Origin of the sequence: Chamaesiphon sp. OTE_75_metabat_556 (assembly GCF_031378165.1) — a bacterium.
GTDB lineage: Bacteria > Cyanobacteriota > Cyanobacteriia > Cyanobacteriales > Chamaesiphonaceae > Chamaesiphon.
Genome location: NZ_JANNDR010000041.1, coordinates 1 through 11269, shown reverse-complemented (window position 1 = coordinate 11269; position 11269 = coordinate 1). Strand labels below are relative to the sequence as shown.

Here is an 11269-nt window from a genome sequence, read left to right as displayed (position 1 = left end):
TCAATCTCCTCGCTAACCCAGAATGGTCCGAGCGCGTCGGCAATATCGGTAGTGCTAGTCTACTTGGTACGCAGTTAGCAGTTCAATTAACACCTGATTGGCTATTTATCTTCGACCCCAGCACGGGTGAAAAATTATTCCCCGATCACTAATCCTGGAAAATCGCGGCACCCAGCCGAACGAGATCTGGTTATTTCAATAGTGCATAACGGAGATCGACTTGAGTGAGATCGACACCGAGCAAGGAAACGTCACTAATATCCGTATTATCAAAAATTGCCCGATTGAGGGTTACACCGCGCAGATCCGCTTGGGAAAGATTCGCGCCCGTGAGATTGGCTCTGCTCAAATTTGCCCCAGTTAAATTTACCCCAGTCAGATCGGCATAGCGCAAGTCAGCCCCGACGAGATTGACATGGCTCAGATTCGCGCCTTGGAGATTGGCCAAGCGCAAATCCGTATTTTGTAACGATGCGCCCTCGCCATCGATCCCGATTAAAGTCGCCCGAATCAATCTCGCTTGATTGAGATTTGCCGATACTAGACTCGCACTAGTCAAATTCGATCGCCACAGATTGGCTCTAGTTAACACGGTGGCTGATAAGTTGGCACACTGTAAATTCGAGCCGGACAAGTTCGCATTGGTCAGTTGTGATTGACTCAGATCGATCGCGGCCAAACATCTTTCCGTCAGACAAGCATCCGCTAGATTGGTCGAACTGAATTCTCGCTCTCCGTTACGATATTTTATGAGTAATTCATCAGTATTCATTGTCGATTCTCTCCTGGAGACATTGCGCGATCGTCTTTAAAGTTTTAGGTGCTCTATCCCCAGATTGACAGCCTGTCGATGCTGCTGTGATGGTCGCCCTATTTTAGCAGCTCTTGTTAACTATTGTAACGAAGACTAGACAAAATCGCAAATGTCTCACTTATAGCAATCCAGGCTGCGCCCTCACCCTCTTGACTCTGACAACTCGCGTTATTGGCTCTTTGGGGTCGAATCATCGATTGGCAGATCGGGATTAGCGAACCGATCGAAAGCAACTCGCAAAAATGGTGGAGCTAAAAATGTGGTCGCGATTACCATCAAAATAATCGCCACTTCCAGCGGTTTATCGATCGCACCACTAGCCGCACCAATACCCGCAAACACCAAGCCCACTTCACCACGGGGAATCATCCCCACCCCAATCGCCCAACGATTGATATTTGGTTTTCCGAATACCGCCCAGCCCGTAATCAGCTTACCCACGATCGCTACAAAAATCAGGAAGATCGCGATCGCCAATCCCGCTCGATTGTCAGGAATGGCCGGATTTAATACGCCCAAATCCGCTCTCGCACCCACGGTGACAAAAAAGATTGGCACCAACAGATCGGCAACTGGTTTGACTAATTCATCTAATTCATTACGCACATCAGTTTTATCCAAGACTAGTCCTGCCGCAAATGCCCCTAAAATCGCTTCTAAGTGAATTGCATTACTGAGAAACGCCATGAAAAAAGCCAGGATAAATGCCGGAATGACCACACTGCCACGAGTCTTTAATGACTCGACGATCGTCACAAATCCGCGATCGAATAATCCACTTAACAACACCGCCCCGACGAGGAAAACCGTCGCGCTAACAATTAGATATAGGACATTACTCACATCAACCGATCCGGTTTTGGCGAGACTGGCAACCACAGCCAAGACAATAATCCCTAGCACATCATCAATGACAGCCGCTCCGACAATAATTTGACCTTCTGTAGATTTGAGTTGACCGATTTCTGCTAAAACTTTGGAGGTAATGCCGATACTAGTAGCTGTCAATGCTGCCCCCCGCAAAAATCGCTGGAATCGCCGCAACATGAAAGATGGCCATCAAGCCCACTGTCCCAGCAGCAAACGGTGCTACCACACCCACACAGGCGACAACGATCGCTTGTGCTCCTACTTGCCTGAATTGGCGCAAATCTGACTCTAGCCCAATCTCAAACAGCAGAATGATGACTCCTAGTTCGGCTAAGACGGAGATGACTTCGCTTTGAGACTCAAATACAGTTGTCGCTACAGTCGGCGAGAGTTGATAAATCCACTGTAAAACTACCATCACCCCCGCATCAGTAGCAGGTAAACCACTATCGGCAAAGACGATCGCATGTAGAGCTGATACCCCAATGACGATCCCACCGACTAGCTCGCCCAAAACCGGCGGGAGTTTGAGAGCTAGCGAAATCTCTGCCCCGATTTTGCTAGCCAGATAAATGATTACCAAACTCAGCAATACGCCTGTCAGCAAAATCGACGCATTTTCAGCTCCCACCACCGCTAAGATGGTTTGAGGTGTAGATAAAATAGATGTAAACGCTGGCGCAGCCTGCAAGTTTGACATGAACGAGAGCATGAGCTAGATCTCTAGAAGTAAAATATTCTCAACCAAGTGTCAAGTCTTCTATTCTAAACCCTCTACTCTCTACCCTCTAACACATGCCAGAACAAAGCAAACTCCCCCAACGACATCCTCAAGAGAAAATCGATCGGCTGATTGTCGATCGATTATTGGAGAGCGATCCGCAAGAAGCGATGGCACTAGCCGAACTCGCCAGATTGCGAATTCGCTATAAAGGTTTTCCTGGAGCTAGCGATATTCAAGCCAATCTCGATCGACTCTTGATCGAATGGCACATGACTGAGGAACAATTATTTGCCAAAACTCGTGAATTACACAGTACAGAACCGATTTATCAGGTTAAAGCCAAAAAATATCAAGAGCAAGAAGATTGGAACTAGATTTATTTGCTCTTAAATAAAAAATCTTCAGTAGTTAAATTTTTATGACGAGAATTTAGCGACTCTGTCCGGATTATTTACTAGTGATGTCCGTTTTTTTAGTTACCACGCTGGGTTATCCGTATCTTCACCCCTGCTAAATAACAGAACGCCACCAGATATAATGGCGACAGAGAGATCTACATCATAACTCGACTCGATCGGACGCTTACCCATGATTGACTTTACGATTATCCTGCTACTAATTCTTGCAGCCGCAGGAATTGGCTACGGTATTGTGGATATTTTACCCAGCCAGATGCTGGCACAAGTCACCAATCAAGAAGGTTTGCGGATTGTCTCAGCCGGGTTTGCGGCCTTATTCGGCGGTATCTTCGGGATTGTGGTCAAAACTGCCTATCGGCGGCTGGAAGTGAGGGTGCGAGAGCTGCCTGTCGATGTCCTGTTGACTAGAGCTGTCGGTTTGGTGCTCGGTTTGTTGATTGCGAATTTGATGCTAGCACCAGTGTTCTTATTACCGATCGCACCGGAGTTCTCATTTCTCAAACCCTTACTGGCCATCCTGGGCAGTGTGATGTTTTGCTATTTGGGCGTGACCCTCGCGGATACTCATGGGAGTGCATTTCTGCGGTTGATCAATCCCCAAAACGTTGAGACAATGTTAGTCGCCGAAGGTACTCTCAAAGCGATTTCTCCGAAAGTTATCGATACTAGTTGTATCATCGACGGGCGAATTGAAGAGTTATTAAATACCGGATTTGTTGAAGGCCAAATTTTAGTCCCCCAGTTTATCATTCAGGAATTGCAGACACTCGCCGATGCCGCCAACGATCTGAAACGCAGTCGGGGGCGCAGGGGTTTGGATATTCTCAATCGGATGAAAGATGGGTTTCCCGATCGGATTATCATTCACCCGATCGATTATCAAGATATCGCTACTGTCGATGCCAAATTAGTCCATTTTGCCAGTGAAATTAATGCGACCCTGCTCACCAATGATTACAACCTCAGCAAGGTTGCCAATCTCCAAGAAGTTGCCGTCTTAAATGTCAACGATCTCGCCCATGCCGTGCGCCCTGTCTATCTACCTGGCGATTGCCTAGAAATCAAGATCGTCAAAGATGGTAAAGAAGCCGCTCAAGGAGTTGGTTATCTAGAGGATGGCACAATGGTAGTAGTTGAAGAAGGTCGGAAGTATGTTGGTAGTGGCGGATTGCAAATTATTGTCACCTCAGCACTGCAAACCTCGGCAGGGAGAATGATTTTTGCCAGACCTTATGCCTCAATGATGGCGTAAAGTAGTTGGGAGTTGAGAGTTGGGAGTGAGGAATAGTAACCTAAAACATCATTTTTGTGCGTTTACCCAAATTTAGATTCCTGCTAGCCCAAGCAATCAAAATTGTCTTAGTGGGCTGTGCGCTCGTCTTTTTGCTGAGTGTCTACGTTCATAAAATCGAACCCAACTGGCTGGAAGTGACACACACAGACATCGCGATCCCTAAATTAGATCGCGCTTTTGATGGTTATCGGATCGTCCAAATCACCGATCTTCATGCTGGCGACGGCGTTTCTCGCGCTCATCTCGAACGAGTCGTCGAACTTGTCAACGCGCAACAACCAGATCTGGTAGTGATTACTGGCGATCATGTCAGTCGCAAACCCCGACAACATATCGATTTATTAGACACCCTAGCTAAATTAACACCTCGCGATCTCACCGTATCAGTTTTGGGAAATCATGATGTTTTTAATGATGCCGAACCAATTCGTACGGCTATAAAACAAGCTGGAATCGTCCTCCTCGAAAATACCGTCTACACCATCCACCGCGATCTAGCCACATTACATATCGCTGGCGTGGGTGACGTCTTTGCCCAACAAGATCGACTCGATCGCGTCATGGCTCAATTACCTGCCACAGGAGCGGCGATTATGCTCGCCCATGAGCCGGACTTCGCTGACGAAACTGCGGCAACTGGCCGATTTGGACTCCAACTATCAGGACACTCCCATGGCGGTCAAATTCGGATTCCCCTCTATGATAGTTATCTACCTGAATTGGCTCGTAACTATCCCTTAGGACGCTATCAAGTTAAAGACATGGTTCAGTACACCAGTCGCGGCATCGGCACGATCAAACTCTATGTCCGATTTAATTGCCGTCCAGAAATTTCCGTGTTTAAGCTAGTCTCTAGTAGCTAGTGACTGGTAAGGTAGGGGATAGTGGATAGTGGATAGGTCACAAGGTAATTGTTATAGACTGATGTTAAACCGCCACTCTTGCATAAATAGCCCAAAAGTTTAGGAACTATTCTTGCTAGTTCTGTTGCTCAGCCGGAGAACTTACACTGACACTTGACAATGTTCGACACAAAGCCCTTTAATCTCTAATCTCTTCACTATCCACTATCCACTATTCACCATCCACTCCTATGGCATCTATTCGCGAGTTGCATCATCAGCTAGTTACCAAACAACGATCGGCAGTAGAAATCGCCACTGAAGCGATCGATCGAGTCACCCAACTCGAACCCAAGCTGCGGAGTTTCTTGTGTACCACGCCGACGCAAGCCCTCGCCCAAGCTCGATCGGTAGATGCCAAAATCGCCGCAGGTGAGGATATTCCCTTGCTGGCGGGGATTCCGATCGCGCTCAAAGATAATATGTGTACCCAAGGGATTCCTACCACCTGCGGTTCCAAAATTTTGGCGGGATTTGTGCCGCCTTATGAGTCTACTGTCACCCAAAAGTTGCAAGACTTGGGCGCGGTATCCCTGGGGAAAACTAACCTCGATGAATTTGCCATGGGTAGTTCGACCGAAAATTCGGCTTATCAAGTTACCGCCAACCCTTGGGATCTAGCGCGAGTACCAGGTGGATCTTCCGGCGGGTCGGCAGCAGCGGTATCGGGTTCAGAATGCGTCGTATCGCTCGGTTCTGATACAGGTGGATCGATTCGGCAACCAGCATCTTTTTGTGGCGTGGTGGGGCTAAAGCCGACCTATGGGTTGGTATCGCGATTCGGGCTGGTGGCTTATGCGTCTTCGCTCGATCAAATTGGTCCATTTGCGCGAACGGTTGAAGATGCGGCAATCTTGCTCGAAGCGATCGCGGGTTACGACCCCAAAGATTCTACTAGTCTCAAGATCGAGATTCCTAAGTACTCCCAATTACTCACCCCAGATTTACCCAAGGGTCTCAAAATCGGTGTGATTACCGAAACTTTTGGTGAAGGTTTAGATCCCCAAGTCGCTGCATCTGTGCGTCAGGCGATCGAGCATTTCCGATCCCTGGGTGCAGAAGTTCGAGAGATTTCGTGCCCTCGGTTCCGTTATGGCTTGCCCACCTACTATGTGATCGCCCCATCTGAAGCATCGGCAAATCTCGCCCGCTATGATGGTGTCAAATATGGATTTAGAGCCGAAGCAGACAATCTGATGTCCATGTATACCCAGACGAGAGCGGCTGGATTTGGTGCGGAAGTCAAACGGCGGATCATGCTTGGTACCTATGCGCTGTCGGCTGGTTATTACGATGCCTACTATCTCAAGGCGCAAAAGGTCCGGACATTGATTAAAGCCGACTTTGAAGCTGCTTTTAGTCAGGTTGATATTCTTATTACCCCTACCGCCCCGACAACAGCTTTTAAAGCTGGCGAAAAAACAGCCGACCCCTTGAGCATGTATCTATCTGACTTGATGACAATTCCGGTGAATCTAGCAGGTTTGCCTGGAATTAGTATCCCCTGTGGCTTTGACGACAAGGGAATGCCGATCGGGTTACAGTTACTCAGCAACGTATTGCGAGAAGATCTCTTGCTCCAAGTCGCCCATGTCTACGAACGATCGACCGAATGGCACAAGCGATCGCCGCAATTCATCTAGTGTAACGATCGAAATCGAGGCAGTAGGGGTAATTCATGAATTACCCCTACTGCCTCGATTTCGATCTCCTGTTTATGCATCCAGTCATGGAACAGTGGGGATTTGTTGATCGAGTCATGAATTGCGTTGTCCTCGATCGAATCTGCTAAATTTTTAGAAGACTAAGGTGATTTGCTAGGGACTGGGTTAGGTGTTACGGTAGGTGCGATCGCTGGTGTTGTCGCTGTGGGGGTCGGTTGGATTGTAGTAGTAGGAACGATCTGCGTCGGTGTGACGGATGAGCCAGATGTCGGTGCGACTACGCCAGGATTTGGTTGGGTAATGCTCGGAGTTACACCTTGGGGATTGGCGGGAGCCGTAGATCCAGTGGGATTGGGAATGACTGGGGGTGTAGGCGCGACCGTATTGGATGGCAGAGTCGCCAGGGCAACGCGATCGCCAGCTACGCCTCTGAGGGCATCGAGGACTTCGACGACTTTGTTATAACTGACTTGTTTGGAAGCGTACAAGACGATCGAGCTATTTGGGCGCGCTTGCCGATACTGTTTGACTGCTTCGACCAATTGTCCGGGTACGAGCATCGGCTGCTGCTCTAGAAATAGTTGTCCGGTATCATTGAGAGTGACCATCAATAGTTCTCTAGCGGCGGGGGTACCACTAGTAGCAGTGGGAATATCTACGCTAATTGCCTGCTGTTTGTTGACCTGTAGCCCCGCTAATAAGAAAAACGTCAAAATGCAAAAAATAACGTCGATCAGCGGTACTAGCTCGATTCTAGGATCTTCGGTATTGTCAGAGTTTATCTTCATCTAGAGGGTAGGGGTAGAGGGTAGGGGGTCGGCGATCGTAATTAGCTGCGCTCTCTTTATATCTCATCACCCTACTATTTTAGACTGTCGATCGTCTACCCTTGACTGGAAACTTGATTTCTTCCTCTATAATTGGAGCTACACCAACAACTTTTTGGTGTAGCCGCTCGCGAATCAGAGTCGAAATAACGTGCATATTACCTTTCTCGGCACATCTTCTGGTGTCCCCACCAGGGCGCGCAATGTTTCTAGTATCGCGCTGAATCTGCCGCAACGGGCGGAGGTGTGGCTGTTCGACTGTGGTGAAGCTACCCAACATCAATTGTTACGTTGCGATGTCAAAATCAGCCAGATTCGGCGCATTTTTGTGACGCATTTACACGGCGATCATATTTTTGGGTTGATGGGATTGTTGGCTACTTATGGGATGGCAGGTAGTCCCGATCGGATCGATATTTATGGCCCCAAGGGGTTGGATGAATATCTGCGGGCGTGTCAAAAGTATTCCTATACTCATTTTAACTACCCGATTAAGGTCCACACGATCGAGCCAGGGGTCGTGCATCGGGAGTCAGATTTTACGGTTACTTGCATTCCGCTTAAGCACAAGGTACCAGCCTATGGCTATCGCGTCAGTGAAACCGACAAGCCTGGTCGATTTAATTTAGAAAAAGCTAAAGAATTAGGTATTCCCTCTGGGCCGATTTATGGCAATTTAAAAAATGGGGAGGTCGTCACCTTAGCTGACGGGCGGGTCATCAATGGACGCGACTTGTGTGGCGATCTCGAAATCGGGCGCAAGTTTGTCTACTGTACCGATACCGTATTTTGTGAAAACTCGATCGAACTCGCCGTCGATGCGGATGTATTGATTCACGAGTCTACATTTGCCCATGAAGATGCTGATATGGCCTTTGATAGATTGCATTCTACTTCGACGATGGCTGCACAGGTGGCTCTGGGTGCGGGAGCTAAGGAACTAATTTTGACGCATTTTAGCCCCCGGTACGCGCCAGGAAATCCGATCATCTTAGACGATCTATTACAAGCCGCTCGATCGATTTTTCCGAATACCAAGATGGCTTACGATTTGATGACGCATGAAATAGCGCGTCGGGTTAGTTAGGAGTTGGGAGTTGGCAAAGCCGATGCGGGAGGTCAGCACAACGCAAGCAGGCATCACAGACTGCACTGATGCCCAGTATTGAAGAACAGATACAAGCATGACCTTCATAAAACTTTCAAATCATGCGTTAGGACAATAAATGACAGCGGCTTGTTCTTAACTCCCAACTCCCAACTTTACCTACCCTCGCGTGAATTCAACATCGTTCTGCTAGTATTCCTTCTGATTTGTCTGCGGCGATATTTACGATTGGAACGGAACCGCTTCCGCCGAATTGTCGATCGAGGTTGAACTGCTGCTGGTCTGACCTCCGGCTCTGCTGCTGGAGATTCTGCGGGCTTTTCTTCGGCTCCAGGCTTACTACCACCAAAGATATTCGCGATTTGGAGGCTGGCGAGCTGTGCTTCTAAAACTTTAGTTTCGGCTATCGTTTCAAAGTTGCGAATATTGCTCATGCTCCCGATCGTTTTCAGGTTGAGGAGGGATAGATTCAAAGGAGACTCTGGCGAAATTTTTTCCGGTAAGGATAGCAAACTATACGCCACAATATATGTCTCGGAACCAACGGTAACGGTTTGGCCTTTGGTGTAATAGTTATTCGCAAACGAGCCGCCACCAAACAAACTCACTAGGGTTTGAAAGTTACCAATCTCTACTTGACCATTGGTACTCATCGCGCGCCATTCGAGAGTCAAATCTTTGAGCTTGATGGAGGTGGGAAGACTATTGCCGCTGAGAATACTGGCAAAGCTCGGCTCGGCAGCTAATAACTTGGGCGTGACACTGACAATAGGCTGGTTTTCGGGGATCGCCGCCCAGACAACTGGCTCAAACGTACCGATCGCGATTACGCCCAGCAGTCCCCAACAACCTTTTCGGATATTCAACATGGATGGTAGATATATTGACCTGAGCCATAATATCACCTTGCCCCAATCGCTACCCAAACTAGTTTTATTTTTTGGCGATTTTGTTCGCATAGCGCACTGTAGGTAATCGATCTACAGTTGTAATTCACCAACAATCTTAATGCCTGAGAACGAAACTATTGCACTTTTATCCGGCAATGAAATACATCCATTTATTTCCTACTTTCGATCGCTCTGGTGGGAAGTTTAGTTCCCCGTTAGTAGAAACAAAGTAGAGGAAGCGACAGAAACTCTACACTAAATGGATGTTCGATCTATTACTGGGTGCAGTTAAGATGACATATTGCTCGTTACTTTCTACACTGCTTGCCCTTCTACCGTCGCTCTCCTACGATGGGCAATACTGGGTCACTGCGACATAACCCCCATTCAGTGCATTGGATCTGAATCTAGCTGAATAGATCGTGAAAGTAACCGTGATAGCTTGTATGAAATTAGCAATCACAATAATTACTCCTTTCATATTTAAATATTAGCTAATTTCCTAGCTGCTAAAATCGTCCGTTTGGATGAGGTTTGTCACATCTCCTTATGGATATTATAGCATGTGAACTATGAAAACGGCTTAGCTTTCTAGCTGCCTGAGTTCGCTTTGGCGGAGATTAAATTGCTTTTGTTCGAGTGTCAATAATTGTGCTTTAGTAGTAGATTGCATATCCCATTGCACCTCGGCCAAAAGGAATAAACTACCTGCGGTAATTAATCCGGTAAATAGGAATTGCCAAGCTGGGAGATAAGGTAACAGCGCGATCGCGCCTAAATGCACCAACCCGCTGGTTAATAATGCCCGCGATCGCAATCCCCAGGCAGTAATTCCATAGCCGATTGCGCTCAATCCCAGCCACAATCGGCACAGATGGGGCAATAACACCCAGCCACCACCAAACAGACCCCAATTGGTCAAAATCACTCCACCCAGCATCAAAGCAACCCAGACATAGACCACCCAGCGCAGTCGTTCGACACTTACCCAGTACCAGGCCAAATGGTAGGTACCCCAAGCACCAATCAGGGTCAAGATCGACCAAGCAACAGCTTGATCCTGCCAATTCAGGTTCAGAAATTGGGCTGTCAAAAACACGATTGAGGTAATCAGCCCCCATAAGAGAAATACTTGGTCGATACGAGTATAAAAGCCGGAAAATAGTTTGAAGTCTCTAAACTGAATCTGAATGTGCAACAGTCCTTCAAGATCTTGCACGTCTAAGGCATGTTGTTTGCGGCGAAGAATCGGTTCTGGGCTAACAGCAGTCATTCTATAGGGGTGAGTTGGGATACTTATTGTAGTTTAGACTTGTCTACCCAAAATTACCAAATCTCGATCAATCCCGTTGAGTTCGGCAATTTGGGGTAAGTAGCCCCATTGTATAAAGCCATGCTTCTCGAACAACTTGAGGCTCGGTTGATTGTGAGCGAAGATAAATGCTACTAAGGTTTTAAGATCCAAATTCGGTGCGCGATCGATCGCTTTGAGCAATAGTTGAGTGCCCAATTGTTTGTGATGGCAAGTGGGGCAAACATAGACGCTCACCTCTGCGGTATGTCGGTAAGCATCGCGGCCATAAAAGGATCGAAAACTAAACCAGGCAGCGATGCTCTCGTCTACTTCTAACACCCACAAGGGTCGCCGCTCTGGATTATGCGCGCTAAACCACTCCATCCGGCTGGCGACAGTCACTGGTTCGAGATCGGCAGTCGCCATCCGTCCGGGAATCGAGGTATTGTAGATCTCAATAATT

The 11269-nt window shown here is 47.7% G+C and carries 10 protein-coding genes and 1 pseudogene; 5 read left to right on the top strand and 6 right to left on the bottom strand.

All coding sequences use genetic code 11. The annotated features are described in order from the left end of the window. Positions 1–190 precede the first annotated feature (190 nt). The gene (locus tag RMO27_RS02090) at positions 191–772 is read right to left on the bottom strand and encodes a pentapeptide repeat-containing protein (RefSeq protein ID WP_309728611.1); all 582 of its coding nucleotides are present in this window, start codon (positions 770–772) and stop codon (positions 191–193) included. A 210-nt stretch (positions 773–982) separates the two neighbouring features. Further along, positions 983–2384: pseudogene (locus tag RMO27_RS02085) on the bottom strand (cation:proton antiporter). A gap of 95 nt (positions 2385–2479) precedes the next feature. Between RMO27_RS02085 and RMO27_RS02080 the strand changes: the two are divergent. The 4 genes from RMO27_RS02080 to gatA all read left to right on the top strand — a co-directional run bounded on the left by RMO27_RS02080 (position 2480) and on the right by gatA (position 6666). Further along, complete coding sequence (locus RMO27_RS02080) at positions 2480–2782, top strand: DUF3288 family protein (protein WP_309728610.1); 303 nt, start codon at positions 2480–2482, stop codon at positions 2780–2782. Between the two features lie 214 nt (positions 2783–2996). After that, entirely contained in the window at positions 2997–4079 is a 1083-nt protein-coding gene (locus RMO27_RS02075) for a PIN/TRAM domain-containing protein (protein ID WP_309728609.1), read from the top strand. A 56-nt stretch (positions 4080–4135) separates the two neighbouring features. Then, positions 4136–4984 carry a metallophosphoesterase gene (locus RMO27_RS02070; protein WP_309728608.1) on the top strand — a complete coding sequence of 283 codons (849 nt, stop codon included), beginning with the start codon at positions 4136–4138 and terminating at the stop codon, positions 4982–4984. Positions 4985–5214: 230 nt separating this feature from the next. Further along, entirely contained in the window at positions 5215–6666 is a 1452-nt protein-coding gene (gatA, locus tag RMO27_RS02065; protein ID WP_309728607.1) for an Asp-tRNA(Asn)/Glu-tRNA(Gln) amidotransferase subunit GatA, read from the top strand. A gap of 161 nt (positions 6667–6827) precedes the next feature. Here gatA and RMO27_RS02060 read toward each other — a convergent pair whose 3' ends face one another. Then, the gene (locus RMO27_RS02060; RefSeq protein ID WP_309728606.1) at positions 6828–7475 is read right to left on the bottom strand and encodes a biopolymer transporter ExbD; all 648 of its coding nucleotides are present in this window, start codon (positions 7473–7475) and stop codon (positions 6828–6830) included. A 190-nt stretch (positions 7476–7665) separates the two neighbouring features. On the opposite strand from RMO27_RS02060, the gene RMO27_RS02055 reads away from it, so the two are divergent. Continuing rightward, on the top strand, positions 7666–8601 hold the full coding sequence (locus RMO27_RS02055; RefSeq protein ID WP_309728605.1) for a ribonuclease Z: 936 nt from the start codon (positions 7666–7668) through the stop codon (positions 8599–8601). A 176-nt stretch (positions 8602–8777) separates the two neighbouring features. On the opposite strand, the gene RMO27_RS02050 is transcribed toward RMO27_RS02055, so the two are convergent. From RMO27_RS02050 to RMO27_RS02040, 3 genes are all read right to left on the bottom strand, one after another. Further along, positions 8778–9491 carry a hypothetical protein gene (locus tag RMO27_RS02050; protein WP_309728604.1) on the bottom strand — a complete coding sequence of 238 codons (714 nt, stop codon included), beginning with the start codon at positions 9489–9491 and terminating at the stop codon, positions 8778–8780. 604 nt (positions 9492–10095) lie between these two features. Beyond that, a complete protein-coding gene (locus RMO27_RS02045) occupies positions 10096–10785 on the bottom strand; it encodes a hypothetical protein (RefSeq protein ID WP_309728603.1) in 690 nt (229 codons plus the stop codon). Between the two features lie 33 nt (positions 10786–10818). Continuing rightward, positions 10819–11268 carry an N-acetyltransferase family protein gene (locus RMO27_RS02040; protein ID WP_309728602.1) on the bottom strand — a complete coding sequence of 150 codons (450 nt, stop codon included), beginning with the start codon at positions 11266–11268 and terminating at the stop codon, positions 10819–10821. Position 11269 lies beyond the last annotated feature (1 nt).

Bases quoted from the DNA above. Each gene is read 5' to 3' on its own strand.
- RMO27_RS02050 (WP_309728604.1), bottom strand. From the start codon at position 9,491: ATGTTGAATATCCGAAAAGGTTGTTGGGGACTGCTGGGCGTAATCGCG.
- RMO27_RS02075 (WP_309728609.1), top strand. From the start codon at position 2,997: ATGATTGACTTTACGATTATCCTGCTACTAATTCTTGCAGCCGCAGGA.
- RMO27_RS02090 (WP_309728611.1), bottom strand. From the start codon at position 772: ATGAATACTGATGAATTACTCATAAAATATCGTAACGGAGAGCGAGAA.
- RMO27_RS02045 (WP_309728603.1), bottom strand. From the start codon at position 10,785: ATGACTGCTGTTAGCCCAGAACCGATTCTTCGCCGCAAACAACATGCC.
- RMO27_RS02060 (WP_309728606.1), bottom strand. From the start codon at position 7,475: ATGAAGATAAACTCTGACAATACCGAAGATCCTAGAATCGAGCTAGTA.
- gatA (WP_309728607.1), top strand. From the start codon at position 5,215: ATGGCATCTATTCGCGAGTTGCATCATCAGCTAGTTACCAAACAACGA.
- RMO27_RS02080 (WP_309728610.1), top strand. From the start codon at position 2,480: ATGCCAGAACAAAGCAAACTCCCCCAACGACATCCTCAAGAGAAAATC.